Source organism: Cupriavidus sp. GW823-FHT07A04, from assembly GCF_058794615.1.
In genome coordinates this window covers 203,040-228,318 of the sequence record NZ_JBXAHA010000006.1, presented here as the reverse complement: position 1 = coordinate 228,318, position 25,279 = coordinate 203,040, and the positions used below count along the sequence as shown (strand labels likewise).

The window sequence follows — 25,279 nt, the reverse complement described above, 5'->3', positions numbered from 1 at the left end:
ATCCCGGCCAGGGCGCGCATGCAGCGTGCGGCAGCGGGTACGCATGGCCCGAGGTGCCGGTGATGCCAAGCGTGCCGGCGGGCTGGAGCATTGGCCGCATGACGGCGCTGGATGTGGAAGCCGTGGCGCAGATCGAAGCCCGGGCCTACACCCACCCATGGACCCGTGCCAATTTCGAGAATTCCGTCAAGGCCGGTCACATCGGCCTGACCTTGCGGGATAACGGGGGCGTGCTGGTCGCCTACACGGTGCTGATGCCGGTTGTCGACGAGATGCACCTGCTCAATATCACCGTGGACCCGGCGCGCCAGCGCGGCGGCCTTGGCCGGCTGCTGCTGGCCGCTGCCATGGCTACCTCGCACGCGCATCATCTGCACACCATGCTGCTCGAAGTGCGTCCCTCCAATGTGGGTGCCATCGAGCTGTACCGTCAGGCAGGCTTTGCCGAGATCGGCCGGCGCAAGGGCTATTACCCCGCAGCCGGCCAGACGCGCGAGGATGCGCTTGTGCTGCGCCGCGCGTGGGCGCCCACGGAGGCCGTGCCATGAGCCGCCGCGCCAGGTTCCTCGAAGTGCTCGGCATTGCCGATGAATGGGTGCTGCGCCGCGCGCCAGCCCTGCCGGAGGCGGTCGAGCCATCCGCCATGGCGGGGCTCGCCGACCCGAGCGCCGAAGATCCCGTCGTCAATGACGACACGGCCTCGCGCGAAGCGGCCCAGGCCGCCGTGACGCTCGCCGCTGTGGCCGACGCTGGCGTGGACGAAGCCCAGCCCGAAGCGCAGGACGAAGGGGATGCCAAAGCGCAGGCCGAAGCAGCGCCTTGCGCATGGTCGGCACAAGCCGATATGGACGCGGGAGTGTCGGCCACGGCCGACGCCGCCGTCGCGCGCATGCCGCCAGAGCCTGCGGCGGCGGTGGCAGATACCGGCACGCGCGAAGCCGTGATTGCGCGCCTGGACTGGGCCGCGCTTGCGCAGCGGGTCTCCGGCTGCACCGATTGCCAGTTGTGCGATGGCCGCACCCAGACCGTGTTCGGCGTGGGCGACGGCCAGGCCGAATGGATGCTGGTCGGCGAAGCCCCCGGCGAAAACGAGGACCTGCAAGGCGAGCCCTTCGTGGGCCAGGCCGGCAAGCTGCTCGACAATATGCTGGCGGCGGTAGGCCTGGCGCGCGGGCGCAACGTGTTTATCGCCAACGTGCTGAAGTGCCGCCCGCCCGGCAACCGCAATCCCGAGCCGGAGGAGGTCGCCCAGTGCGAGCCTTACCTGCGCCGGCAGATCGCGCTGATCCAGCCCAAGCTGATCGTGGTGCTGGGGCGCTTTGCCGCCCAGTCCCTGCTGCGCACCACCACGCCGATCGGCAAGCTGCGTGGCACCGTCCATAGCTACGAAGGCATTCCGGTGGTGGTGACCTACCACCCGGCCTACCTGTTGCGCACCTTGTCCGACAAGGCGCGTGCCTGGGAAGACCTGTGCCTGGCCCGCGAGGTACATGCCCGTGCGGGAGCCAAGGCCTGAGTTCTCGCTGAGCCCCGGCGGCGCCATCGAGATGGCGCCGCTCTGGCGCCATGCCGTCTCGCAGCGCCTGCGCGAGCTCGCCTGGTGCTCGCTGTCGCCTCCGCTGCTGGCATTCCTGCCGACGGACGACGCAGGCAACGCCATCATCAATGGCAACGCCCCCGGGCATTCGCCAGCGGCGCTCGCGCGCTGGCCGGAAGGCGCGCTGGCCGCCTGGCAGCGTTGGCTGCCCGCCGCCGACCCCGCCGCGCTGCCTCCCACCATTGCCGAACTTGCCGCGGGCCTGGAGCAGCAACGCGTGCGCGGCCCGTCGCCCGCGCCCAGCCTGCGGCTGGGCCGGCATGCCGAGCGCCTGCTGCAATTCACGCTGGAACACGCCGAGGGGCTGGAGCTGCTTGCGGCGAACCTGCCGGTGCGCCGTGCCGGCGCGCATGGCGTGCAGACGCTGGGCGAGCTCGATTTTGTCTGGCGCGACGTGGCCAGCGGCGCCACCGTGCACTGGGAGATGGCGGCCAAGTTCTACTTGCTGGTCGAGCCCGCGGCGCACGGCGCGCCGCGCGGCGGCGGGCCCGGCGCTGCCGTGTTGGACCGCCATTGCTTCGTCGGCCCCAACCTGGTGGACCGCCTGGGTGACAAGCTCGAACACATTGTGCGCAGGCAACTGCCGCTGTCACGCACCCCCGAGGCCCTGGCGCTGCTGGGCCGCCCTGTCGACCGCAGCGAGGTCTACCTGCTCGGCTGGCTCTTCTACCGGGACGGCGTGGTGCCGCTATCCATCGACAGCCTGGGCATAGCGCCGGATCACCTGCACGGATGGTGGTCCACCTTGCCGGACTGGCTGGCCTGGGCTGGCAGGCGCGAAGGCTCGCGCTGGTACCGGCTGCCGCGCTCGGCGTGGATGGCGCCGGCCAGGGTGGCGCAAGCGCACACGGAAACCGCCGAGGCGATTCATGAGGCACTGGCACTGCGTTTTGCGGAGACGCATCACGAGAAGAACTGGCGCCGGGAAGCGCCGGTGATGCTGTGCGAGGTAGAGCCGGCGGGGCAGCCCGGCGTGTGGCGCGAGCGTACCCGTGGGTTTGTGGTGCCGCCGGGCTGGGAGGAGCGGGCGCGCGAGCGCATCGCCAGGCCGGTGGGCTGAACCGGCCCGCGGCGCAAGCGACGCTTAGAGGCCGTTTCAAAAAGATGCTGGCGTCGTTGCGCGGCCTTGGCCGATCCACTTGTACTGTCTGCGGCCGCGCGCCTAGCCAGAACCGCTTCGCTTCATTTTGAAACAGCCTCTTAGTGGTGCTTGTCCTCGCCGATCATGGCGAGTGAATTGAAGTTGCGCACGTTGTAGCGGTGCTGGCGCATCACCAGCAGCATGGTGGCGCATACGAAGATGCCGAAGGCCACGATGACAATGCCGATCGGCACATTGAGCTTGATCAGCAGCGCGTACAGGCACAGCATCAGCAGCACCGAGACGTTCTCGTTGAAGTTCTGCACGGCGATCGAATGGCCGGCCGACAGCAGGACGTGCCCGCGGTGTTGCAGCAGCGCGTTCATCGGCACCACGAAGTAGCCGGACATGCCTCCCACCAGCATCAGGAAGACGTAGGCGATCGCCATGTACAGCGGCATGTGCATGCCAAGCACATCCAGCGAAATTTCGGGCAGGCTGTTCTTGGTGTAGAAGGCCATCAGCATCACCACCACGCCCATCGCCACGCCAAACGGCAGCACCGACAGTGACTTGCGCAAGGGGATGCGCATGGCCGCCATGATCGCGCCTACCGCCACGCCCACCGCCACCACCGCTTGCAGCAGGGCGCCTTGCGACAGGTTCAGGCCGAGCGATTTTTCCGCCCATTTCAGCACGATGAACTGCAAGGTGGCGCCGGCACCCCAGAACAGCGTGGTCACGGCCAGCGAGATCTGGCCGAGCTTGTCGCGCCACAGGGCGGTAAAGCAATCAGCGAACTCGGCGATCAGCTTGATCGGGTTCTTTTCCTGCTGCGGGTAGCGCGCGCCCGTCTCGGGGATGAACAGGTTGAACACGGCTGCGATCACGTAGAACAGCATGATCACCACCATGGCTGCCTCGGCCGGGGTGTTGATGCCCGTGTTGACGTAGGGAACGTCGATGCCGAGCAGAAGATGCGAGATGTGCACCGAGATCAGTGCCCCGCCCACCACCGTGCCCAGGATGATCGAGCACACCGTCAGGCCTTCAATCCAGCCGTTGGCGGCGACCAGTTTCTCGGGCGGCAGCAACTCGGTGAGGATGCCGTACTTGGCGGGCGAGTATGCCGCTGCGCCGAACCCGACGATGCCGTAGGCCAGCAGCGGGTGCAACCCGAACATCATGATGGCGCACCCCGCTATCTTGATGGTGTTGGTGATGAACATCACCTTGCCCTTGGGCATCGAGTCGGCGAAGGCGCCCACGAAGGCGGCCAGCACGACGTAGGACAGCACGAAGAACAATTTGAGCAGCGGCGTCATCCACTGTGGGGAGTGCAGCTCGGTCAGAAGGGCGATAGCGGCGATGAGGAGCGCATTGTCGGCCAGCGAGGAGAAGAACTGCGCGGCCATGATGGTATAAAAACCCTTCTTCATACTTTGGACTCTATCTCCATCGCTATCACCGTACATGTCAGGCAGCAGCGCGCCGCTGGGTGCTGTTGTTGCCTGTAGGGAACCTGGGCCCGCGTCGTTGTCAAAGTGATGCCCGGGCCAGCCGTGGGATCGCTGCGCAGTTTGCCTGACCGTGTTCGACATATTGCATCACTTTTAAAACATGGCCGGAACGTCCGGCTTTATAACACGAAAATAAGGCGATTCCGAGCTTCCACGGGCCGCCGGTTGGACAGCGCAAGCGCGCGGCGATTCCCTAAATGTTTGCCCTAATGTGTTCAAATAACGTCTGTGCGACGCGCTGCGCGTACCGGGTCTTCCCGGATATGGTGCATCCACCCGGCGGAAGTGATCCGGCCAGACAGCCAGGATCCCCGCCGATCCGCCGCGCCGCAAGCCACTAGAAGCAGTAGAAAGCAGTAGAAAGCACTAGAAGCGATCCCATGCCAAGACCCATTCACGCCGTCATTCATCAACCGGCCCTGGCCAACAACCTGGACGTAGTGCGCCGTTGCGCACCCCAGTCGCGCGTCTGGGCTGTGATCAAGGCCAACGCCTATGGCCACGGCATCCGCCGGGCATTCGCCGGCCTGCGCGCTGCCGACGGCTTCGGCCTGCTCGACCTGAACGAAGCCGTGCTGCTGCGCGAGCTGGGCTGGCAAGGCCCGATCCTGCTGCTAGAGGGTTTCTTCCAGCCGCAGGACGTGCCCTTGCTGGAGCAGTACCGTCTCACCACCGCGGTGCATTGCGAGGAACAACTGCGCATGCTGGAAGTGGCGCGTCCCAAGGGGCCGCTGGGCATCCAGCTCAAGCTCAACACCGGCATGAACCGGCTGGGCTTCCGCCCGGAGCAGTACCGCACAGCCTGGGAGCGTGCGCGAACCCTGCCATGCGTAGGCAGCATTGTGCACATGACCCATTTCTCGGACGCCGACAGCGCGCGCGGCGTCGCGCACCAGTTGGAAGTCTTCGACGCCACCACCGCCAACCTGCCGGGCGAGGCCAGCTTGTCCAACTCGGCCGCCACGCTGTGGCATCCCCAGGCCCATCGCGCATGGGTCCGTCCCGGGGTGGTGCTGTACGGTGCCTCGCCCTCGGGCGTCGCGGCCGATGTGGCCAGCTTTGGGCTGCAGCCGGCCATGTCGCTGCACAGCGAGCTGATTTCGGTGCAGGACCTGCAGCCGGGCGATACCGTAGGCTATGGCTCGCTGTTCACGGCCGAGCGGCCGATGCGCATCGGCGTGGTGGCCTGCGGCTATGCCGACGGCTATCCGCGCCACGCCGCAGGCTGGGGCGACAAGCCGGCGCCGGTGCTGGTCGACGGCGTGCGCACCCATCTGGTGGGCCGGGTCTCCATGGACATGATCTGCGTCGACCTGACGCCTTGTCCGAAAGCCAAGGTGGGCAGCGCCGTGACCCTGTGGGGCCAGGGCTTGCCGATCGACGACGTCGCCGTGGCCAGCGGCACCGTGGGCTACGAACTGATGTGCGCGCTGGCGCCCCGGGTGCCCGTCACCGTGGCGACCCTGACCGCGCCGGAGCAGCCTGCGCTGACCTGAGCGGCCCATGCAGGGCAGGGGCCGGGGCTTTCGTCCCGGCCCAGGCGACCGATCCCGAGCCCCCGCCATTTCCTTGCGCATCCTTTTCAGCATCCCCTTCAGCATCCCCTAGGACCTCAGTTGGCCAAGCCCAAGAACGTCTATACCTGCACCGAGTGCGGCGGCACCTCGCCGCGCTGGCAAGGCCAGTGCCCGCAGTGCCAGCAATGGAACACGCTGGTGGAGAGCGTGGCGGAAACCCCTTCGACCAAGCGCTTCCAGCCGCTGGCGGCCTCGGCCATGGTGCAGCGCCTGTCGGAGATCGACGCCGCCGACGTGCCGCGCTTTTCCAGCGGCATCGAGGAGTTCGACCGCGTGCTCGGCGGTGGTCTGGTGTCGGGTGGGGTGGTGCTGATCGGCGGCGATCCCGGCATCGGCAAGTCCACCTTGCTGCTGCAAGCCCTGGCCAACCTGTCCGCGCAGCGCCGCGTGCTGTACGTCAGCGGCGAGGAGTCCGGCGCGCAGATCGCACTGCGGGCGCAGCGCCTGGGCGTGGACAGCCCGCACCTGGCGCTGCTGGCCGAGATCCAGCTCGAGAAGATCCAGGCCACGCTGGAGGTGGAAAAGCCCGAGGTCGCGGTGATCGATTCGATCCAGACCTTGTTCTCGGATGCGCTGACCTCGGCCCCAGGCTCGGTCGCCCAGGTGCGCGAGTGCGCGGCCCAGCTGACCCGGATTGCCAAGAGCACCGGCACCACCATCATCCTGGTCGGCCACGTGACCAAGGACGGCAGCCTGGCCGGCCCGCGCGTGCTGGAGCACATCGTCGATACCGTGCTGTATTTCGAGGGCGACACGCATTCCTCGCACCGCCTGATCCGTGCCTTCAAGAACCGTTTTGGCGCGGTCAACGAGCTGGGCGTGTTCGCCATGACCGAGCGCGGCCTGCGCGGGGTCAGCAACCCGTCAGCACTGTTCCTGTCGCAGCATGAGCAGGTGGTGCCCGGCTCCTGCGTGCTGGTGACGCAGGAGGGCACGCGCCCGCTGCTGGTGGAGGTGCAGGCGCTGGTCGATACGGCTAACGTGCCGAACCCGCGGCGCCTGGCGGTGGGTCTGGAGCAGAACCGGCTGGCCATGCTGCTGGCGGTGCTGCACCGCCATGCCGGCATTGCCTGCTTTGACCAGGACGTCTTCCTCAACGCCGTGGGCGGGGTCAAGATCACCGAGCCGGCGGCCGACCTGGCGGTGCTGCTGGCCATTCACTCCTCCATGCGCAACAAGCCGCTGCCACGCGGCCTGGTGGTGTTTGGCGAAATCGGCCTGGCCGGTGAGATCCGGCCCAGCCCGCGCGGGCAGGACCGCTTGCGCGAGGCGGCCAAGCTGGGCTTCTCGATCGCGGTGATCCCCAAGGCCAACGCGCCCAAGCAGAAGATCGAGGGCCTGGAAGTGATCGCGGTGGAGCGGCTGGAGCAGGCGATCGACCGGGTTCGGCATATGGAGTGAGGCTTTCGGCCCATTCCTGCCCTTTTTCCAGCAACTTTGGGTATATTCCGAAGCACTTTTTAATCGGAGTTCATCCATGCTCACTTTCAACGTCCGACGCCACGCCGGCCTGCTAGCCGCGATCGGCTGCGGCGCCACGCTGCTCTCGGTGTCCGGCGCCGCCGCCGCGGCCGATGCCAGCAAGGCGTTCTTTGACGCAGCGCTGTGCAAGCCGCCCTACACGACGAAATCCGCCACCGCGCTTTATGAGGCCGCCGAGAAGCTCGCCAAGCCAGATCTGTCCAGGCTGGGCGCGGCCATCTACAAGCTGCCGCAGCCCATCGGGCAGGACGGTTTCCAAAGTGATGAAGTGGTATTCGCCGGTACGTCGGCGGGTGTGCTGGTGCAAGGCCTGCAGGCTGAGGCGCTGGCCGCGCGCTACAAGCTCAAGCAGGAGCCTTCGACGTTGCTCGGCACCGCCACCAAGGGCTTTGCCCGCGCTCTGCCGGCCGCTCAGCAGCCCCTGCCCGATCTCGGCACCGTTTCCATCGTGGCGCGCGAAAGCGCCGCGCTGCCTGGCAAGACGTTGCTGCTCTGCGAGCTTGTCAGCCACGCGGATGCGCGGGCGCTCAAAGCCTACGAGCGCAGCCGGGCGGAGCAGGGCGCCGCTGCGCGCTGACACTGGCCCAGGAGAAGTTGCCACCATGCCCGATCAATGCCCTTCGGCGCCAGGCACGGCTGGCCATGAGCCGGTCGTGCTGGAAACCGCGCGGCTGCGCCTGCGCCAGTGGCGTGAGGCGGATTTCGCACCCTTTGCCGCGCTCAATGCCGATCCTGTGGTGATGGCGTGTTTCCCCGCGCCGCTAGACCGCGCGGCCAGCGACGCGATGGCGCTGCGCTGCCAGGCGCTGATCGCGCAGCGGGGCTGGGGCTTTTGGGCGGTCGAGCGCAAGGCCGATGGCGCATTCATCGGCTTTGTCGGCCTGCACGAGCCTGCCGCTGCGTTGCCGTTTTCGCCCTGTGTGGAAATCGGCTGGCGCCTGGCGCAGGCGTACTGGGGGCAGGGCTATGCCTCTGAGGCGGCGCAGGCCGCGCTGCGCTTGGGCTTCGAGCAACTGGCGCTGGCGGAAATCGTCTCGTTCACCGCGCTGCCCAACGTCCGTTCGCGGGCCGTGATGGAGCGCCTGGGCATGGTGGCGGATGGCACCTTCGAGCACCCGGCGGTCGCGCCGGACAGCCCGTTGCGCAAGCATTGGCTCTACCGCTTGCCGTTGGCGCGCTGGCATGCGTCAATCCGCCGCAAGCAGCGCCTTGCCCATCGCAACGGATTGGGCGGGCGCGGTCCGCAAAATCGGTAATAATGTGCCTCGTATTGCGCGCCGGCGCATGTCGCCCGGCCCTTTTCTGCTAGTGAGCCATGCAAGCCAATTCCCGTAGTTTCTTTTTGCTGATCGCCGCGATTTCGTTCGGCCTGGTCGGCTATGCCCTCTACCTGCAGCATGTGGAGGGCTACCAGCCTTGCCCGCTTTGCGTGATGCAGCGTTTTGCCTTCGTCGGCATCGGCCTGTTCTCGCTGCTGGCCGCCATTGCGCAGAACACGCGCAGCCTGTGGCAGGGCCTGGGCATGTTGTCCGGCGTGGCCGGCATCGCGGTGGCGGGCTATCACGTGTCGCTGCTGCTCAACCCCAAGGCCAGCTGCGGCATCGATCCGCTGGAGAACTGGGTCAACCAGTTGCCCACGGCCAAGATCTTGCCGCAGGTGTTCTACTCGGATGGCATGTGCACCACGCCGCTGCCCCCGATCTTCGGCCTGTCGATCCCGGCATGGTCGCTGATCTGGCTGTTCATCCTGTCCGCCACGCTGGCGGTCGGCATGATCCGGCGCGAGAAGAACTACCGCTGATCTGCCTGGCGCGCACCGGCGGCTGCCGGCGCGCGCATCCCGGGGGCTGCCGCCCCCGGCACCCCTCGCACGATCCAACGATCAAACGATCAGCTCGATCTGCTCCTGCAGCTCCAGCCAGCGCTCTTCCAGCGTGTCCAGCTCGCCGCCGACCTCGCCCTGGCGCTTGAGCATTTCCAGCAGCTTTGCCTTGTTGGCCTCCGCGTAGCTGGCTTCGTCGGCCATGAAGGTGTCGATCTCGCTCTTGGCCTGCTGCAGCACGGCCATGCGCTTTTCCACCTTTTCCAGCTCCTTGGCCAGCGGCTTGCGCAATTGCGTCAGGCGCTGGCGCTCGTCGGCCTCGGCGCGGCGCTGGTCGCGGCGGTTGGCGGTGGAGGCCGCTGGTGCTTCGCCGTCTTCCTGTGCGTGCGCGGCGGTGGCCGCGTTGCGCTTGGCCGCGGCTTGCTTGAGCAGCCAGTCGCGGTAATCGTCCAGGTCACCATCGAAGGGCTGGATGGTGCCGTCGGCCACCAGCAGAAACTGGTCGGTGGTGGCGCGCAGCAGGTGTCGGTCGTGGGAGACCACGATCAGCGTGCCTTCGAACTGCGCCAGCGCCATGGTGAGGGCCTCGCGGGTGTCAAGGTCCAGGTGGTTGGTTGGCTCATCCAGCAGCAACAGGTTGGGCTTTTGCCAGACGATCAGCGATAGCGCCAGGCGCGCCTTCTCGCCGCCGGAGAACGGCTCGATCGACGCGGTGGCCATTTCGCCGCGGAAATTGAAGCTGCCGAGGAAGTCGCGCAGTTCCTGCTCGCGGGTGTCCGGCGCGAGCCGGGCCAAGTGCTGCAGCGGCGACTCGTGATCGCGCAGCGTTTCCAGCTGGTGCTGGGCAAAGTAGCCGATCTGCAGGCCCTTGCCCTGGCGCAGCGTGCCGGCCAGTGCTTCCTGCGAGGCGGCCAGCGTCTTGACAAGGGTTGATTTGCCCTGGCCGTTGGCGCCCAGCAGGCCGATGCGCTGGCCGGTCTGGATCGACAGCGTGAGGTTGTGCAGGATGGTCACGGGCGGCGCGTCCGGCGCGGGAGCGGGATAGCCGCAGTCCACGCCTTCGAGCACCATCATCGGGTTGGGCGCCGAATCCGGCTCGCGGAACTCGAACGCAAAGCCCGCAGCGATATGCACCGGCGCCAGCCGTTCCATCTTCTCCAGCGCCTTGACCCGGCTCTGCGCCTGGCGTGCCTTGCTGGCCTTGGCCTTGAAGCGGGTGATGAAGGATTCGAGGTGGGCGATTTCCTTTTGCTGGCGCGAGTAGGCGGATTGCTGCAAGGCCATCTGCTGCAGGCGCAGCGTCTCGAACTGGCTGTAGTTGCCGCCATAGCGGCGCAATTGCTGGTTCTCGATGTGCACGGTGACATTGCAGATCGCATCGAGGAATTCGCGATCGTGGGAAATCATCACCAGCGTGCCCGGATAGCGCGCCAGCCAGTCTTCCAGCCAGACGATGGCGTCCAGGTCCAGGTGGTTGGTGGGCTCATCGAGCAGCAGCAGGTCGGACGGGCACATCAGCGCCTGCGCCAGGTTCAGCCGCATGCGCCAGCCGCCGGAGAACGAGGCCACCGGTTGCGATACCTGCGCCAGCGTAAAGCCCAGCCCCAGCAGCAGGGCCTCCGCACGTGCCGGCGCGGTGTAGCCGTCGGCATCGGCAAAGGCGGCGTGGGCTTCGCCCTCTGCGCTGCCATCGCCGCTGGCCTGGGCCGCGGCGATGCGCGCTTCGATGTCGCGCAGCCGGGTATCGCCGTCGATCGTGTAATCCACTGCACTGCGCATGACCGCGGGGGTTTCCTGCGCAACGTGGGCAGTACGCCACTGCGGCGGGATGGCCACGTCGCCGCCGTCCGCCTGCAATTCGCCGCGCAGCATGGCGAACAGGGTCGACTTGCCGCTGCCGTTGGCACCGACAAGGCCGACGCGCTCGCCGGGGTTCAGCGTCACGCTGGTGTGGTCGAACAGCACCTTGGTGCCGCGCTGGAGGACTAGCTGGTCGATTCGGATCACGGGAGGGGAAAGGCTGAAGAAGGCTGCGGGTCTGGGGCGGTTGCCCTTGTAGCTCGAAATCTAACCTGCCCCGGCATGGCACGGGGCAACCCGGCATTGTAGCCGCTTCGTATGGCGGCGCCCCCGCAACGCTCGGCGCATGGCGTATGGCCGTCTTCGTTTTCGATGTTCCTAGGTGAAAACCCTTGGGCTGGTAAAACTCTATTTTCATGGCATGGGGTTTGCGTGTAAATTTATTTACATAGATCCGCGCTGGATGAAAACGCTGTTTCCCGCCGCGCGCATCTCCGACCAACCCAATGCACGCGCCATGACCAACGGTAACGGTACCCACGGCTCTGCCGGAAAAAACGGCAGTAACGGCAGTAACGGCAGCGCTTCGATCGCGGAGCGCATCGCCCGAGCCTTGCCCACGCTCACGCCAGCGCACCAGCGCATGGCGGAGTACGTGCTGGGCAACCCGTTCCGCGCCGCCACCATGCGCATCGACGAATTTGCCGATGCCGTGGCGGTGTCGGTGGCCACCGCGAACCGCTTCGCGCATGCGCTGGGCTTCGAAGGCTTCCCGCAGTTCCGCGCCGAACTGGTGCGCGGTTTCGAGGCAACGCTTGCACCAGTTGAGAAATTGCGCACCGAACTGGCGCGTCCCGCCACGGTGGCCGAAGTGTTTGCCGCGTCGCTGGAGGAGGATGTGCGCAACCTCGAAGCCTCGCGGCGCGCGCTCGATGCCGAGACCTGCGAGCGCGCGGTGGCGGCCATCCTGGCGGCGGAGCGCATCTTCGTGGTGGGCTTCGGCGCCAGCGGCTTCCTGGCAGGGCTGTTGCAGCATGGGCTGGATATGTCCTGCCGCACCGTGATCTCGGTCTCGGGCGCGGGCGGCGCGTCCACCGCGGCGCGCCAGTTGTTCAAGTTGCAGCCGCGCGACCTGCTGATCGTGATCGGCTTCCCGCGCTATGTGTATGACACCGTGGCCATCGCCAAGCGTGCACGCTCGCATGGCGCCCATATCCTGGCGCTGACCGACGGGCCCACTTCGCCGCTGGCGCCGCTGGCCGACATCGCGCTGTACGCCCAGACCGGGCGCCAGCTTTCCGCCAATTCGGATGCGGCTGTGCTGGCCTTTATCGAGGCGCTGTGCGGCGCGGTGGCGTATCGCGCCGCGCATGCCGTCAAGGCCGCCGCCGAGATGACCGACTTCCTGCTGCCGTGGCTGCACGGCGCGCCCCCCGGACAAGGGCGGGATGGGCGCGAGCCGCGTGACCAACGCGAACAACGCCACGACGAAGCGGCCGAAGGCCGCGCCAAGGCGGCCACGGCACGCCGCAAAAAGACTTCCCCGAACGCATCGTGAACCTCATGAACACCCCAGTCATTGCTATCCACGGCGGCGCCGGCACCATCACCCGTGCCGCCATGAGCCCCGCCAAGGAAGCCGAATACACCGCCGCGCTGAGCGCTGTGCTTGAGGCCGGCCAGCGCGTGCTGGCCGATGGCGGTAGCGCGCTCGACGCTGTCACCGAGGCCGTGCGCCTGCTGGAAGATTGCCCGTTGTTCAATGCCGGGCGCGGCTCGGTGCTGACCCACGCCGGCACCTATGAGCTGGACGCCGCGATCATGGACGGCGCCACGCTGGGCGCCGGCGCGGTGGCCTGCGTCAAGCACCTGCGCAACCCGGTGCTGGCCGCGCGCGCTGTGATGGAGAAGAGCCAGCACGTGCTGTTCGCCGGCGAGGGCGCCGAGGCCTTCGCGCAAGCGCAGGGCCTGGAACTGGTGACACCGGACTATTACTTCACGCAGGCGCGCACCGATCAGTGGGCGCGCGCCCGCGCCGCCAGTGGCACGACCCTGCTGGACCACGACGCCGCCACGCTGGCTGCGGAACCCATTGACCCGGACACCAAGTTCGGCACGGTCGGCGCGGTGGCGTTCGATGCGCAGGGGCGCCTGGCCGCAGCGACTTCCACCGGCGGCGTGACCAACAAGCAGGTAGGCCGGGTGGGCGATACGCCCATCGTCGGCGCCGGCTGCTTTGCCGACGATGTGGCGGCGGTGTCCGCCACCGGCACCGGTGAAATGTTCATCCGCACCGTGGCCGCGTACGACGTGGCGGCGCAGATGCGCTACGCGGGCGTGCCGCTGGAAGAAGCCGCACGCCGCGTGGTGATGGAAAAGCTGCCTGCCATCGAAGGGCGCGGCGGCCTCATCGCCGTGGACCGTGACGGCAACGTCACGCTGCCGTTCAATACCGAAGGCATGTACCGCGGCTTCGCCCGGGTTGGCGAGCCGGTCAATGTGTGGATCTACGGCTGAGCGTGCGCGAGTACGGCAGCGGCACCCGCATGGCAAGCAACGCACCAAGCAAAGCACCAAGCAAAGCACCAACAAAGCATCAACCTAGGCACTAAAGGGGGCCCAGTGGCTGCATCCTCTTCCCAGTCGACCATCGTCCTGCCAGCGCAACGCGTGGTAGCCGTCAACGATCTCACCGTGCGTTTCTCCACCTCGGAGCGCACGGTGCAAGCCGTGCGCAACCTGTCTTTCCACGTCGATCGTGGCGAGACGCTGGCCGTGGTGGGCGAGTCGGGCTCGGGCAAGTCGGTGACCTCGCTCGCGCTGATGCGCCTGGTGGAACACGGCGGCGGCAAGATCGCCACCGGCAGCATGGCGCTGCGACGGCGCAATGGCCAGGTGCTCGATCTCGCCACCGCCGATGGCGCTGCCATGCGCCGCGTGCGTGGCAGCGACGTGGCGATGATTTTCCAGGAGCCGATGACCTCGCTCAACCCGGTATTTCCGGTGGGCGAGCAGATTGCCGAATCGATCCGCCTGCACCAGGGCAAGAGCCGCGCCGAGGCGCGCGCCGAAGCCCTGCGCATGCTGGAGATCGTGCGCATTCCCGAGGCGCGCCGCGTGCTGGACCGCTTCCCGCACCAGCTCTCCGGCGGCATGCGCCAGCGCGTGATGATCGCCATGGCGCTGTCGTGCAAGCCGGCGCTGCTGATCGCCGACGAGCCCACCACGGCGCTCGACGTCACCATCCAGGCCGAGATCCTGCAACTGATCCGCAACCTGCAGTCCGAGATGGACATGGCCGTGGTCTTCATCACCCACGACATGGGCGTGGTGGCCGAGGTGGCCGACCGCGTGCTGGTGATGTACCGCGGCGAGAAGGTGGAGGAGGGCACCTCCGAGCAAGTCTTCGGCAAGCCCGCGCATCCCTACACCCGTGCGCTGCTGTCCGCGGTGCCCAAGCTGGGCGCCATGCGCGGCACCGACTGGCCGGCCAAGTTCCCGCTGGTGCAGCTGGACCAGGGCGAGCCGGTGGCGCCGGTGCCGCAGGATACGGTGGCGGTGGACGCCTCGCCGATCCTGCGCGTGCGCGACCTGGTGACCCGCTTCGACGTGCCGGGTGGCCTGCTGGGCCGCGTGGCGCGCCGCGTGCACGCGGTGGAGCGCGTGAGCTTTGACCTCTACCCCGGCGAGACCCTGGCGCTGGTGGGCGAGTCCGGCTGTGGCAAGTCCACCACCGGCCGCTCGCTGCTGCGCCTGGTCGACAGCCAGAGTGGCACCATCGAGTTCAACGGGCAGGACATCAGCCAGATGCGCGGCGGCGCCTTGCAGACCCTGCGCCGCAATATCCAGTTCATCTTCCAGGACCCGTTCGCCTCGCTCGACCCGCGCGTGCCGGTGGGCTACTCCATCATGGAGCCGCTGCTGGTGCACAAGGTGGCCAGCGGCAAGGAGGCCGAGCAGCGCGTGGCCTGGCTGCTGGAAAAGGTGGGCCTGTCGGCCGCGCACGCCTCGCGCTACCCGCACGAGTTCTCGGGCGGCCAGCGCCAGCGCATCTGCATTGCGCGCGCGCTCGCCTTGAACCCGAAGGTGGTGGTCGCCGACGAATCGGTCTCCGCGCTCGACGTTTCCATCCAGGCGCAGATCGTCAACCTGATGCTGGACCTGCAGCGCGAGATGGGCATTGCGTTCCTCTTCATTTCGCATGACATGGCCGTGGTGGAGCGCGTGAGCCACCGCGTGGCGGTGATGTACCTGGGCCAGATCGTCGAGATCGGCCCGCGCCGCGCCATTTTTGAAAACCCGCAGCACCCGTACACCAGGAAGCTGATGTCGGCGGTGCCGATCGCCGATCCGGCGCGCCGCCACCTCAAGCGCGAGCCGCTCTCGGACGAAATGCCCAGCCCGATCCGCGCGCTTGGCGACGAGCCGGTGGTGCAACCGCTCGTAGCAGTTGGCGGCAACGCCGCATCCCATCATTTTGTAGCCCGGCACGCCATCGGCGGCGCCTACTGAACTGACGAAACCAAGGAGAATCGATGATGACCCGTTTGGCCCCTTCCAAGTTGATCGCCGGTGGCCTGGCCCTGGCCGCGTTCGGCGCAGGTCCCGCCTTTGCCGCCAAGGATGCCGTGATGGCGGTGTACTCCACCTTCACCACGCTCGATCCGTACGACGCCAACGACACGCTGTCGCAAGCCGCCGCCAAGTCCTTCTACCAAGGCCTGTTCGGCTTTGACAAGGACATGAAGCTGATCAACGTGCTGGCCGAGAGCTATGAAGCCAGCAAGGACGGCCTGACGTACACCATCAAGCTGAAGAAGAACGTGAAGTTCCACGACGGCACAGCCTTCGATGCCGCCGCCGTCAAGGCCAACTTCGACCGTGTCACCAACCCGGCCAACAAGCTCAAGCGCTACACGCTGTTCAACCGCGTGGCCAAGACGGAAGTGGTCGACGCCAACACCGTCAAGGTCACGCTGAAGGAGCCGTTCTCGCCGTTCATCAACGTGCTGGCCCATCCGTCCGCCGTGATGATCTCGCCCGCAGCGCTGCAGAAGTACGGCAAGGACATCGCCTTCCATCCGGTCGGCACCGGCCCGTTCGAGTTCGTCGAGTGGAAGCAGCCCGATCACCTGAAGGGCAAGAAATTCGCCGGTTTCTGGAAGACCGGCTATCCCAAGATCGATACCATCACCTGGAAGCCGGTGGTGGACAACAACACGCGTGCCGCCATCATGCAGACCGGCGAAGCAGACTTTGCCTTCAGCATTCCGTTCGAACAGGCGGCCGTGCTCAAGGGCAGTGCCAAGGTGGACCTGATCGCCTCGCCCTCGATCATCCAGCGCTACCTGAGCATGAACACCATGGTCAAGCCGTTCAACGACCCCAAGGTGCGCCAGGCCATCAACTACGCCATCAACAAGGACGCGCTGGCCAAGGTAGCCTTCGCCGGTTACGCCACGCCGATGGACGGCGTGGTGCCCGCGGGCGTGGACTACGCCGAGAAGCTGGGCCCGTGGCCGTATGACCCGGCCAAGGCACGCGCGCTGCTCAAGGAAGCCGGCTACCCGAACGGCTTCGAGACCACGCTGTGGTCCGCGTACAACCACACCACCGCGCAGAAGGTGATCCAGTTCGTGCAGCAGCAACTGCAGCAAGTCGGCATCAAGGCGACCGTGCAAGCGCTTGAGGCCGGCCAGCGCGTCGAGAAGGTGGAGAGCGTGCAGAAGCCGGAAGATGCCGGCGTGCGCATGTACTACGTAGGCTGGTCGTCGTCGACCGGCGAGTCCGACTGGGCGCTGCGTCCGCTGCTGGCCTCGGAATCGATGCCGCCCAAGCTGCTGAACACCGCGTACTACAAGAACGACCAGGTCGACGCCGACATCGCCGGCGCCCTGCGTACCACCGACCGTGGCGAGAAGGCCCGTCTGTACAAGGACGCGCAGGAACACATCTGGAAGGATGCACCCTGGGCGTTCCTGGTGACTGAAAAGGTGCTGTATGCGCGCAGCAAGCGCCTGACGGGCGCCTACGTGACGCCGGACGGCTCGTTCAGCTTCGACGAGATCGACATCAAGCAGTAAGCGCATTGGCTTGACGCGTGGCGCATCCCATCAGCGCGGTGCCACGTGCTCAGTCATCGCTTAGCGGTACAGCGCAGTAAGCCGTGCACGGCCGCCTGCCCACAGTCGCGGGGGCAGGGCGGGCGGCCCGCGGTCTTTAATCATCCGGTGCATCATGCTGAATTACTTTCTCAAACGATTCCTGGGCGTGATCCCCACATTGCTGATCGTGGCAGTGCTGGTGTTCCTGTTCGTCCACCTGTTGCCCGGCGATCCCGCCCGGCTCGCGGCCGGCCCCGAGGCCGACCAGGCCACGGTGGAACTGGTGCGCCGCGATCTCGGCCTGGACAAGCCGCTGCCCGAGCAGTTCGTGCAATTCTTCTCGAACGCCGTGCGCTGGGAGTTTGGCAATTCGCTGCGCACCAAGCGGCCGGTCAGCGAGGAAATCGGCGACCGCTTCATGCCGACCCTGTACCTGACGCTGGCCTCGATGGTTTGGGCGGTGATCTTCGGCATGGTGATCGGGATCAGCTCGGCCGTCTGGCGCAACCGCTGGCCCGACCGCTTCGGCATGACGCTCGCCGTGTCCGGCATTTCGTTTCCCGCTTTCGCGCTGGGCATGCTGCTGATGGAGGTGTTCTCGGTGCAGCTGGGCTGGCTACCGTCGATCGGCGCCGATACCTGGAAGCACTACATCCTGCCGTCGATCACGCTGGGCGCCGCGGTGGCCGCCGTGATGGCACGTTTTACCCGCGCCTCCTTTGTCGAGGTGCTGAATGAAGATTTCGTGCGGACCGCGCGCGCCAAGGGCGTGGGCGAGTTCCTGGTGGTGGCCAAGCACTGCCTGCGCAACGCCATGATTCCCGTGGTGACCATGATGGGCCTGCAGTTCGGCTTCCTGCTGGGCGGCTCGATCGTGGTGGAAAAGGTGTTCAACTGGCCTGGCCTCGGACGCCTGCTGGTGGACGCGGTCGAGATGCGCGACTACCCGGTCATCCAGGCCGAGGTGCTGCTGTTCTCGCTCGAGTTCATCCTGATCAACCTGGTGGTCGACGTGCTGTACACCGTCATCAACCCCGCAATTCGTTACAAGTAAGTGAGGCCGGCATGACCCAGCTATCCACGCCCGCCAACGGCGAGCCCGCCGTTCCGGCCGCAGCCGCCACGCAAGAAGCCGTGCGCACGCCCTGGACCGAGTTCTGGCGCAAATTCCGCAAGCAGCACCTGGCGCTCGGCGCCGGCGTGTTCGTGCTGCTGCTGGTGGCGGTGGCGGTCCTCGCCCCGCACCTGGTGCCTTACGATCCGGAGAATTTCTTCGACTACGACGCGCTCAATGCCGGCCCCTCCGCCGCGCACTGGTTTGGCGTCGATTCGCTGGGGCGTGACATCTTCAGCCGCATCCTGGCCGGTGCCCGCATCTCGCTGGCGGCGGGCTTCTTCTCGGTGATCATCGGCGCCATCGTGGGCACCGTGCTCGGCCTGCTGGCCGGCTACTACGAAGGCTGGTGGGACCGCATCGTGATGCGTATCTCCGATGTGCTGTTCGCCTTCCCCGGCATCCTGCTGGCGATCGGCATCGTCGCCATCCTCGGCAACGGCATGACCAACGTGATCTTCGCGGTGGCGGTGTTCAGCATCCCGGCGTTCGCCCGCCTGGTGCGCGGCAATACGCTGATGCTCAAGCGCCTGACGTATGTGGAAGCCGCGCGCAGCATCGGCGCGTCCGACTTCACCATCCTGATGCGCCACATCCTGCCGGGCACCATCTCGTCCATCGTGGTGTATTTCTCGATGCGTATCGGCACCTCGATCATCACCGCGGCCAGCCTGTCTTTCCTGGGCCTGGGCGCGCAGCCGCCCACGCCGGAGTGGGGCGCGATGCTCAACGAAGCCCGCGCCGACATGGTGACCGCGCCGCATGTGGCGATTTTCCCCAGCCTGGCCATCTTCCTGACCGTGCTGGCGTTCAACCTGCTGGGCGACGGCCTGCGCGACGCGCTGGACCCGAAGATCGACCGGCGCTAAGGAGCGCACGCGGATGTCCGGATCCATGCCGCATATCGGCGCGTTGCCAGCCGGCGCGCGCAACAGCATCACCGACGTGCCGGGCGTGGCGGTTGGCCAATGCACGCTGGCCGACGGCGCCTGCCAGACCGGTGTGACGGTGGTGCTGCCGCACGGCGGCAACCTGTTCACCGACAAGGTGCCGGCCGCCGCGACCGTGCTCAATGGCTTCGGCAAGAGCGTAGGCCTGGTGCAGGTGGAAGAGCTCGGCGTGCTGGAGACGCCCATCGTGCTGAGCAACACCTTTGCCGTGGGCGCGCTGTCGCAGGCGCAGATCCGGCAGGCCATTGCAGCCAATCCGGAGATCGGGCGTGCCTGGCCAACGGTCAACCCGCTGGTGTTCGAGTGCAATGACGGCTACCTGAACGACATACAGGCGATGGCCGTGCAGGAGGCGCACTATGCGCAAGCCTGCGCCGCGGCCAGCGTGGATTTCGCGCAGGGCGCGGTCGGGGCAGGGCGCGGCATGTCGTCGTTCGGGCTGAAAGGTGGCATCGGCTCCGCCTCCCGCCAGGTGGGTGGATACCATGTGGGCGCGCTGGTGCAGGCGAACTTCGGCACCTTGCCCAGCTTCACCGTGGCCGGCGCGCGCCTTGGCGGCTTGCTGGCCGAACGGCTCCAGGCGCATACGCAAACGCCGGCGGAGTCAGGGCCGGAGAAGGGCTCGATCATCATGATCCTCGCCACCGACGCGCCGCTCGACGCCCGCCAGCTGCGCCGCCTGTCGCGACGCGCGGGGGCGGGCCTGGCGCGTACCGGCTCGGTATTCGGCCACGGCTCGGGCGACATCGCGCTCGCTTTTTCCACCGCCTACACCGTGCCGCAGCAAGCCGGCGCGCCCATGCCGGCGCTGGCCATGCTGCACGAAACCCGGCTCGATGCGCTGTTCCATGCCGCCGCCGACAGCGTTGAGCAGGCCATCCTGCATGCGCTGTGGCAGGCCGAAACCGTGCGTGGCCGCGACGGGCACCAGCGTGTCGCGCTGCGCGAACTGATGCCCGAGCTGCCGCAATGGCTGCCGCGCGTGGCACCGACGAACTGAATCCCCACAAGCCATGAAGATCCTGATTTCCACCGACATCGAAGGCGTAGCCGGGGTTTTCCATCCCGAGCAGACCCGCGCCGGCAACGGCGAGTACGAACGCGCCCGCGCCTGGATGACGGCCGAAGCCAATGCCGCCGTGCAGGGCGCCTTCGCGGGCGGCGCGGCCGAAGTGCTGGTCAACGACTCCCACGGCGGCTTTCGCAACCTGCTGCCGGATCAGCTCGACCCGCGCGCGCGCCTGGTGCTAGGCAAGCCGCGCTACCTTGGCATGATGGCCGGGGTGCACGACTGCGACGGCGTCTTCATGATCGGCTACCACGGCCGCGCGCAAAGCCGCGGTATCCTCGCCCACACCATCAACAGCAGCGCGTTCGCCCGCATCTGGCTCAACGGCCAGGAACTGGGCGAGGCCGGGATCTACGGCGCCCTGGCGGGTGAATTCGGCGTGCCGGTGCTGATGGCCAGCGGCGACGATGTCTTCGTGGACGAGACCCGACCGCTGATGCCCTGGGTGCGCTATGTGCAGACCAAGGAGGCCGGCGGGCAGGGCAGCGGCACCACGCTGTCGCTGGCCGCCTCGCGCCAGGCCATCGCTGCTGCCGCCGAAGTGGCGGTGCGCAATGCGGACGGGCGCCCCCTGAAGATCGACGGCCCGATCCGTTGCCGCCTGCAGACCCAGAGCCCGGCGTTCGCCGACCTGTTCTGCCAGTGGCCCACGCTGGAGCGCGTGGACGGCGTCACGCTGGTATTCGACGCCGCCTCGGTGCAGGCGGCCGTGCGCATGCTGAACTGCCTGTCGGCGATGTCGTTCATGCTGAAGTAGGCTGCGCCCTGGCCTGTTGTGCCCTGTTGTGCCCTGTTGTGCCCGGTTGTGCCGCTGCTGGCCGCATGGTGGACAATGGCGGGTGGCAGCCGCCGGCGGCGCCCCGCAAGCCATAAGCCACTTTGCAGCACTCATCACGGCAGGTACAAGCAGATTCATGATCGCAGTCAACGACGGGAGCTGGACTCCCGTACGCAAGGATTTTGTCGAGCCCGGCACGCGCTGCCGGCAGCAGGTCGGCCGTGGGCGGCACCACGGCTTCGGTAACGGCCAGGCCTTTATCCTGCGCGACGGGCAAGGCCACGAGTACCCCTTTGGCGAGGCCTGCGCGCGGGCCGTGCTTGCTGAGCCAGACCTGTTGTACCTGGTGCCAGACTACACCGAGCGGGACGCCGGCCAGCCCGTGCCCGAAGCGACCGCGCCGGACAACGACGAGTTCGAGGCCACCGGTCCGGCCGCTCCGCGTTCCCGCGGCGCGGCGGGCGGCGGCCGCCAAGGCAAGGCCAGCGACGCCGCGCTGCGGCGTACAGCCGCCATTCGTTACCTCGTGCTGCGCATGGAAAAGGTGGCCGGCGTGCCGCGCGTGCAACCCACCGTGCGTTTTCCTGCGCTCGAAGCGGTGTATCAGTCCTACCTTGAGACCGGCGAGCTGCCGGATGCCCAGGTCAAGCGCATTCTCGCCATCGAGCGCAGCGCAACCACGCCGCCCAAGCTCAAGACCATCAACCTGCTCGATGTCTACACCGCGCACGTCAAGCTGGAGCGCGTGATCCAGGAGTCCAACCGCGTCGAGCAGCGCCGGTTCCTGCGCAGCATCCATGACTGGCTGGCGCGCCACCTGGTGCTGTCCGCCGCCCAGATCGCCGCGGCAGGCATCCAGATGCATCCGCATGCGTTCCGCTCCCTGTTGCTGCGTGAGGCGGTGCCGGCGGATGCCGCCAAGGGCGAGAAGGGCGATTTGGGTGCCAAGAACGAGAAGGGCGCCAAGGGCGGCAAAGGCTAGCTGCCCGGCTTCGGGCGGCTTCGGATGGCAATGCCGGCCAAGTTGGCGTTTAATAGCGGCACCCCCACTCCTCGCCAAGCGCGAAATCTGCTGTCATGTCCTTGCACACCAGCTTTTCCCGCAGTTATGCCGAAGCCCGGCAGAAATTCCGTGACGCGGCCCAGGCTGCCGGCGGCACCCTGACCGATTTTCCCCATCCCACCAAGCGCGGCTGCGCCGACGAGGAACTCGCCATGGATGTCGCCTGGGTGGGCGGCGCCGAGGCCGGGCGCGTGCTCATGGTGACTTCAGGCATGCACGGCGTGGAAGGCTTCTGCGGCTCAGGGGCGCAGGTCGCCATGCTGGGCGACGCGGAGCTGCTGCAGGCGTGCGCCGGCGCGGGCGTGGCGCTGCTGCTGGTGCATGCGGTCAATCCCTACGGCTTCTCGCATATGCGCCGGGTCAACGAAGACAACGTTGATCTCAACCGCAATTTCATGGATTTCACCCAGCCGCTGCCCGACAACGCACCGTATGCCGAGGTGGCGCCCATGCTGCTGCCCGAGCACTGGCCGCCCTCCGAGACCGACCAGGCCGCGCTGATGAAGGCGGTGGCCGAGAAAGGCCTGCCCTGGTACCAGGCGGCGGTGAGCGCGGGCCAGTATCAGGCGCCCGAAGGGCTGTTCTTCGGCGGCAACAAGGCGACGTGGAGCAATTACACGCTGCGCCGCATCCTGGCGCGCTTCGGCGCCGGGCGCGAAGCCCTGCGCTGGATCGACCTGCATACCGGCCTGGGGCCTTGGGGCTACGGTGAGCCGATTTACATGGGGCCGGACCGCGAAGAGGCAATCGGCAAGGTGCGCGCTATCTGGGGCAGCAATGTCACCTCGATCTACGATGGCTCGTCGGCATCGGCCAATCTCAACGGCATGGCCTGGGTGGCCGCGCCGCAGACGTTGCCGACGCTGGCGTATAGCGGCATCGCGCTGGAGTTCGGCACCTTGCCTGTTACCGAGGTGTTGGAGGCATTACGTGGCGATCATTGGCTGCACCTGCACCCGGAGGCGGATGAAGGCCAGCGGAATTTGATTCGGCAGGCGATGTGGCATGCCTTTTATGGGGATGCGGACGACTGGCGGGCGAGCGTGGTGGAGCAGGTCAGGGAGGCGGTGGTGAAGGGGCTGGCGGGATGGTGAGGGACTGAGCGAACTATCCGGCCGTCGCGGCTGGCATCCATTGCGAAGGAAGACGGCCGCAGGAATCTGCGGCCGTGTCTTGTGCAAGCCTTCAACCTGGCAGTGCTTCGTAAGTCAGCAGGAACACCTGTTCCTCGCCAGCGCTGACCGGCAGCCAGACGATCTCCAGTCCGGGGAACGCGGCCTCCACATTGGCGTGCTCGTTGCCAATCTCTACCACCAGCGCGCCGCCCGGGTTCAGGTGCGCTTTGGCGCCGGCGATGATGCGCCGTACCACGTCCATGCCGTCGTCGCCGCCAGCCAGTGCGATGCGCGGCTCGGCCTGGTATTCGGCCGGCAGCGCTTGCATGGAGGTTTCGTTGACGTAGGGCGGGTTGGTGAGGATCACATCGTACTTGGCGCCCGCGGGCAGCGGTGCGTACAGATCGCCCTCATACAGGCTGATGCGGTCTTCCATCTTGTAGTCCGCCACATTGCGGCGGGCTACGGCCAGCGCATCCGGCGAGATGTCGACCGCATCGATGCGGGCCTTCGGCCAGACATGCGCGGCGATGATGGGCAGGCAGCCCGAGCCGGTGCACAGTTCCAGCACCGGGCCGATTTCGGCGCTGTCGCCTACCCACGGTTCCAGCCCTTCATGCAGCAGTTCGCCAACAAAGCTGCGCGGCACGATCACGCGCGAGTCCACGTAGAAGCGCAGGCCATGCATGAAGGCCTCGTTGGTGATATAGGCCGCGGGCACGCGCTCGGTCACGCGGCGCTCGATGACCTGCAGCACGGCGTCGACTTCTTCGGGCAGCAGGCGCGCGTCGAGGAACGGGTCGAGCGTGTCCAGCGGCAGGTGCAGCGTATGCAGCGTCAGGTACGCGGCTTCGTCGTAGGCATTGGCGCTGCCGTGGCCAAAGGACAGCTTGGCCTGGGTAAAGCGCGATACCGCGAAGCGCAGCAGGTCGCGCACGGTGAGCAGGGGGGAGGAGGTTGCCATAACGTCTTTTTCTGGTCCGCGGCGATCAGGCGATCAGGCGTTCCAGCACGCCACGGTAAATGTTCTTGAGGGGTTCGATAAATCGCACTTCCACGTGCTCGTCGATCTTGTGGATGCTTGCATTGGGCGGCCCGAACTCGATCACCTGCGGGCAGATCTTGGCGATAAAGCGGCCATCCGAGGTGCCGCCGGTGGTGGACAGCTCGGTCTTGATGCCCGTTTCCGCCGCGATGGCACCAGCCAGCGCTTCGGAGAGATCGCCGCGCGCGGTCAGGAAGGGCTCGCCGCCCAGGGTCCAGTCCAGGTCGTAGTCGAGCTGGTGGCGGTCCAGGATGGCATGCACGCGCGCCTTCAGGCCGTCGGGCGTGCTGGCGGTGGAGAAGCGGAAATTGAAATCGACGGTGACATGGCCGGGGATCACGTTGGTGGCGCCGGTGCCGCCGTGGATATTCGACATCTGCCAGCTGGTGGCGGGGAAGTACTCGTTGCCTTCGTCCCAGCGCTCGTTCACCAGGTCGGTCAATGCGGGCACGGCCAGGTGGATGGGGTTCTTGGCCAGATGCGGGTAGGCGATATGGCCTTGCACGCCCTTGACGCTGAGCTTGCCCGAGAGCGAGCCGCGCCGGCCGTTCTTGACCATGTCGCCGAGCGTGTCGACCGAGGTGGGCTCGCCGATCACGCAGTAATCGAGTCGCTCGCCGCGCGCCTTCAGCGCTTCGACCACCTTGACGGTGCCATCGTGCGCGGGGCCTTCCTCGTCGCTGGTGATCAGCAAGGCGATGGAGCCGGCGTGGTCCGGGTGGGCCTGCACGAATTCTTCGACAGCTACCACGAAGCCAGCGATGGAGGTCTTCATGTCGGCGGCGCCGCGGCCGTACAGCTTGCCGTCGCGGTGGCTGGGCAGGAAGGGGTCGGAGCCCCATTGCTCCAGCGGGCCGGTGGGCACCACGTCGGTGTGGCCGGCAAAGGCCAGCAGCTTGCCGTCCTGGCCGCGCGTGCCGCGCTTGACGGCCCACAGGTTGGTCACGCGGAAGTCGTCCGGGCCGCTGACGATGGCTTCGCAGGCGAAGCCCAGCGCCTTCAGGCGGGTTTCCAGCACGGCCTGGCAGCCTTCATCGGCGGGCGTGACGGAGCGGCGGCGGATCAGGTCTTCGGTGAGGGCGAGGGTGGGGTTCATGGTGGCAGCGAGGAGGCGCGTGGCGCCGGAGTCCGGCGGGGTGCATGGTTCGAGTCTTGCGTCCTG

Annotated in this window: 22 protein-coding genes; 18 read left to right on the top strand and 4 right to left on the bottom strand. The window is 67.1% G+C overall.

Annotation, left to right across the window (positions count from 1 at the left end):
• The first annotated feature begins 62 nt into the window (after positions 1-62).
• From rimI to AC1Q7Q_RS12680, 3 genes are read left to right on the top strand one after another with little or no spacing between them, the layout of a single operon-like run.
• Positions 63-548: a ribosomal protein S18-alanine N-acetyltransferase gene (gene rimI, locus AC1Q7Q_RS12690; protein ID WP_416050501.1), complete on the top strand. Its 486-nt coding sequence runs from the start codon at positions 63-65 to the stop codon at positions 546-548.
• Entirely contained in the window at positions 545-1,516 is a 972-nt protein-coding gene (locus tag AC1Q7Q_RS12685; protein WP_492371675.1) for a uracil-DNA glycosylase, read from the top strand. Before rimI ends, AC1Q7Q_RS12685 begins: the two co-directional genes overlap by 4 nt.
• A complete protein-coding gene (locus AC1Q7Q_RS12680) occupies positions 1,491-2,657 on the top strand; it encodes a DUF1853 family protein (RefSeq protein ID WP_492371676.1) in 1,167 nt (388 codons plus the stop codon). Before AC1Q7Q_RS12685 ends, AC1Q7Q_RS12680 begins: the two co-directional genes overlap by 26 nt.
• A gap of 140 nt (positions 2,658-2,797) precedes the next feature.
• Here AC1Q7Q_RS12680 and lplT read toward each other — a convergent pair whose 3' ends face one another.
• Positions 2,798-4,117, bottom strand: coding sequence for a lysophospholipid transporter LplT (gene lplT / locus AC1Q7Q_RS12675; RefSeq protein ID WP_492371677.1), 1,320 nt, complete (start codon positions 4,115-4,117; stop codon positions 2,798-2,800).
• Positions 4,118-4,578: 461 nt separating this feature from the next.
• Between lplT and alr the strand changes: the two genes are divergently transcribed.
• From alr to AC1Q7Q_RS12650, 5 genes are all read left to right on the top strand, one after another.
• On the top strand, positions 4,579-5,694 hold the full coding sequence (alr, locus tag AC1Q7Q_RS12670) for an alanine racemase (protein WP_492371678.1): 1,116 nt from the start codon (positions 4,579-4,581) through the stop codon (positions 5,692-5,694).
• 120 nt (positions 5,695-5,814) lie between these two features.
• Complete coding sequence (gene radA, locus AC1Q7Q_RS12665) at positions 5,815-7,176, top strand: DNA repair protein RadA (protein WP_006161974.1); 1,362 nt, start codon at positions 5,815-5,817, stop codon at positions 7,174-7,176.
• Between the two features lie 76 nt (positions 7,177-7,252).
• Entirely contained in the window at positions 7,253-7,834 is a 582-nt protein-coding gene (locus AC1Q7Q_RS12660) for a hypothetical protein (RefSeq protein ID WP_492371679.1), read from the top strand.
• Between the two features lie 25 nt (positions 7,835-7,859).
• Entirely contained in the window at positions 7,860-8,513 is a 654-nt protein-coding gene (locus AC1Q7Q_RS12655; protein ID WP_492371680.1) for a GNAT family N-acetyltransferase, read from the top strand.
• 59 nt (positions 8,514-8,572) lie between these two features.
• Positions 8,573-9,058 carry a disulfide bond formation protein B gene (locus tag AC1Q7Q_RS12650; RefSeq protein WP_006161979.1) on the top strand — a complete coding sequence of 162 codons (486 nt, stop codon included), beginning with the start codon at positions 8,573-8,575 and terminating at the stop codon, positions 9,056-9,058.
• An 81-nt stretch (positions 9,059-9,139) separates the two neighbouring features.
• Here AC1Q7Q_RS12650 and AC1Q7Q_RS12645 read toward each other — a convergent pair whose 3' ends face one another.
• Entirely contained in the window at positions 9,140-11,086 is a 1,947-nt protein-coding gene (locus tag AC1Q7Q_RS12645; protein ID WP_492371681.1) for an ATP-binding cassette domain-containing protein, read from the bottom strand.
• Between the two features lie 256 nt (positions 11,087-11,342).
• Here AC1Q7Q_RS12645 and AC1Q7Q_RS12640 point away from each other — a divergent pair, with 256 nt between their 5' ends.
• The 10 genes from AC1Q7Q_RS12640 (at position 11,343) to AC1Q7Q_RS12595 (ending at position 23,051) form a co-directional block, all read left to right on the top strand.
• Positions 11,343-12,437: a MurR/RpiR family transcriptional regulator gene (locus tag AC1Q7Q_RS12640; protein WP_492371682.1), complete on the top strand. Its 1,095-nt coding sequence runs from the start codon at positions 11,343-11,345 to the stop codon at positions 12,435-12,437.
• A 5-nt stretch (positions 12,438-12,442) separates the two neighbouring features.
• The gene (locus AC1Q7Q_RS12635; RefSeq protein WP_492371683.1) at positions 12,443-13,396 is read left to right on the top strand and encodes an isoaspartyl peptidase/L-asparaginase family protein; all 954 of its coding nucleotides are present in this window, start codon (positions 12,443-12,445) and stop codon (positions 13,394-13,396) included.
• Positions 13,397-13,501: 105 nt separating this feature from the next.
• Positions 13,502-15,391 carry a dipeptide ABC transporter ATP-binding protein gene (locus AC1Q7Q_RS12630; RefSeq protein ID WP_253928213.1) on the top strand — a complete coding sequence of 630 codons (1,890 nt, stop codon included), beginning with the start codon at positions 13,502-13,504 and terminating at the stop codon, positions 15,389-15,391.
• A 23-nt stretch (positions 15,392-15,414) separates the two neighbouring features.
• Positions 15,415-16,962, top strand: a complete 1,548-nt coding sequence (gene gsiB / locus AC1Q7Q_RS12625; protein ID WP_253928212.1) for a glutathione ABC transporter substrate-binding protein GsiB — start codon at positions 15,415-15,417, stop codon at positions 16,960-16,962.
• A 154-nt stretch (positions 16,963-17,116) separates the two neighbouring features.
• A complete protein-coding gene (gene gsiC / locus AC1Q7Q_RS12620; protein ID WP_416048798.1) occupies positions 17,117-18,037 on the top strand; it encodes a glutathione ABC transporter permease GsiC in 921 nt (306 codons plus the stop codon).
• 11 nt (positions 18,038-18,048) lie between these two features.
• On the top strand, positions 18,049-18,966 hold the full coding sequence (gsiD, locus tag AC1Q7Q_RS12615) for a glutathione ABC transporter permease GsiD (protein ID WP_183031225.1): 918 nt from the start codon (positions 18,049-18,051) through the stop codon (positions 18,964-18,966).
• Between the two features lie 13 nt (positions 18,967-18,979).
• Positions 18,980-20,047, top strand: coding sequence for a DmpA family aminopeptidase (locus tag AC1Q7Q_RS12610; protein ID WP_492371684.1), 1,068 nt, complete (start codon positions 18,980-18,982; stop codon positions 20,045-20,047).
• Between the two features lie 13 nt (positions 20,048-20,060).
• Positions 20,061-20,873 (top strand): M55 family metallopeptidase, encoded by an 813-nt coding sequence (locus AC1Q7Q_RS12605; RefSeq protein ID WP_492371685.1) that lies wholly within the window; start codon positions 20,061-20,063, stop codon positions 20,871-20,873.
• 157 nt (positions 20,874-21,030) lie between these two features.
• Complete coding sequence (locus AC1Q7Q_RS12600) at positions 21,031-21,876, top strand: hypothetical protein (RefSeq protein WP_492371686.1); 846 nt, start codon at positions 21,031-21,033, stop codon at positions 21,874-21,876.
• 95 nt (positions 21,877-21,971) lie between these two features.
• Positions 21,972-23,051, top strand: coding sequence for a M14 family metallopeptidase (locus AC1Q7Q_RS12595; protein WP_492371687.1), 1,080 nt, complete (start codon positions 21,972-21,974; stop codon positions 23,049-23,051).
• A 91-nt stretch (positions 23,052-23,142) separates the two neighbouring features.
• Here AC1Q7Q_RS12595 and prmB read toward each other — a convergent pair whose 3' ends face one another.
• Together prmB and dapE are read right to left on the bottom strand one after the other, a co-directional pair.
• Positions 23,143-24,036, bottom strand: a complete 894-nt coding sequence (gene prmB, locus AC1Q7Q_RS12590) for a 50S ribosomal protein L3 N(5)-glutamine methyltransferase (protein ID WP_183031221.1) — start codon at positions 24,034-24,036, stop codon at positions 23,143-23,145.
• A 25-nt stretch (positions 24,037-24,061) separates the two neighbouring features.
• On the bottom strand, positions 24,062-25,213 hold the full coding sequence (gene dapE, locus AC1Q7Q_RS12585) for a succinyl-diaminopimelate desuccinylase (RefSeq protein WP_492371688.1): 1,152 nt from the start codon (positions 25,211-25,213) through the stop codon (positions 24,062-24,064).
• Between the last annotated feature and the right edge of the window lie 66 nt (positions 25,214-25,279).

Coding starts and splice junctions, on each gene's coding strand:
- rimI (WP_416050501.1), top strand. CDS start 63: ATGCCAAGCGTGCCGGCGGGCTGGAGCATTGGCCGCATGACGGCGCTG.
- AC1Q7Q_RS12685 (WP_492371675.1), top strand. CDS start 545: ATGAGCCGCCGCGCCAGGTTCCTCGAAGTGCTCGGCATTGCCGATGAA.
- AC1Q7Q_RS12680 (WP_492371676.1), top strand. CDS start 1,491: ATGCCCGTGCGGGAGCCAAGGCCTGAGTTCTCGCTGAGCCCCGGCGGC.
- lplT (WP_492371677.1), bottom strand. CDS start 4,117: ATGAAGAAGGGTTTTTATACCATCATGGCCGCGCAGTTCTTCTCCTCG.
- alr (WP_492371678.1), top strand. CDS start 4,579: ATGCCAAGACCCATTCACGCCGTCATTCATCAACCGGCCCTGGCCAAC.
- AC1Q7Q_RS12660 (WP_492371679.1), top strand. CDS start 7,253: ATGCTCACTTTCAACGTCCGACGCCACGCCGGCCTGCTAGCCGCGATC.
- AC1Q7Q_RS12655 (WP_492371680.1), top strand. CDS start 7,860: ATGCCCGATCAATGCCCTTCGGCGCCAGGCACGGCTGGCCATGAGCCG.
- AC1Q7Q_RS12650 (WP_006161979.1), top strand. CDS start 8,573: ATGCAAGCCAATTCCCGTAGTTTCTTTTTGCTGATCGCCGCGATTTCG.
- AC1Q7Q_RS12640 (WP_492371682.1), top strand. CDS start 11,343: ATGAAAACGCTGTTTCCCGCCGCGCGCATCTCCGACCAACCCAATGCA.
- AC1Q7Q_RS12635 (WP_492371683.1), top strand. CDS start 12,443: ATGAACACCCCAGTCATTGCTATCCACGGCGGCGCCGGCACCATCACC.
- gsiB (WP_253928212.1), top strand. CDS start 15,415: ATGATGACCCGTTTGGCCCCTTCCAAGTTGATCGCCGGTGGCCTGGCC.
- gsiC (WP_416048798.1), top strand. CDS start 17,117: ATGCTGAATTACTTTCTCAAACGATTCCTGGGCGTGATCCCCACATTG.
- gsiD (WP_183031225.1), top strand. CDS start 18,049: ATGACCCAGCTATCCACGCCCGCCAACGGCGAGCCCGCCGTTCCGGCC.
- AC1Q7Q_RS12610 (WP_492371684.1), top strand. CDS start 18,980: ATGTCCGGATCCATGCCGCATATCGGCGCGTTGCCAGCCGGCGCGCGC.
- AC1Q7Q_RS12605 (WP_492371685.1), top strand. CDS start 20,061: ATGAAGATCCTGATTTCCACCGACATCGAAGGCGTAGCCGGGGTTTTC.
- AC1Q7Q_RS12600 (WP_492371686.1), top strand. CDS start 21,031: ATGATCGCAGTCAACGACGGGAGCTGGACTCCCGTACGCAAGGATTTT.
- AC1Q7Q_RS12595 (WP_492371687.1), top strand. CDS start 21,972: ATGTCCTTGCACACCAGCTTTTCCCGCAGTTATGCCGAAGCCCGGCAG.
- prmB (WP_183031221.1), bottom strand. CDS start 24,036: ATGGCAACCTCCTCCCCCCTGCTCACCGTGCGCGACCTGCTGCGCTTC.
- dapE (WP_492371688.1), bottom strand. CDS start 25,213: ATGAACCCCACCCTCGCCCTCACCGAAGACCTGATCCGCCGCCGCTCC.